Genomic DNA, 607 nt, shown 5'->3' with positions numbered 1-607 from the left:
CAGGTGGGGGAGGTGGAGCGACGGGTGGCGCGCGGCCAGCAGTCGCTTGCTTGGCCCGACCTGTACGCGCGCCACCCGTCTAAAAGGGAGGCCAGTGTATGTTGCGAGCATCGGCTGAGATTTGCAGCATTGCGTGGGTTCCTTGCTTGGTGTGCGCGCAGCGGCATCATGGATCGCAAGACGCAGTGAACGCCTCAAGAGGCCGCCCGGGCGGCCGTCCTGAGGCAAGCCCCGCAAGCCCGTTCTTCACAAGCGCGAAGCGGCATCACCAACCGCAAGACAGAGCCAAGTCCCCGAGGCCGCCCGCGCGGCCGACAAGGGACGACCCCGCAAGATCTTCCAAACTAGGCCCACCCTCAAGCAGAACGCCAACACGGCAACCCACACGCGAAGCGAAATACGCAACGACGCAAGACGATGCGTAAGCTCCCAAAGGCCGCCCGCGCGGCCGGCCGGGAGCGGGCCCCGCAAGATCCTCCACCACCCCACACTGTGGAGTAGACCTTAAGAAAACCGCTCGTCCCAGCTGACGTGAAATTGCATTGACGGAGCCCGTCGCGTCGGCGGCGTGGGGTACGCGGGGAGTCGATAAGCCCGAGGGAATCCG

This window comes from Achromobacter maghribensis (genome assembly GCF_057334215.1).
This window is presented reverse-complemented; position numbering follows the sequence as displayed.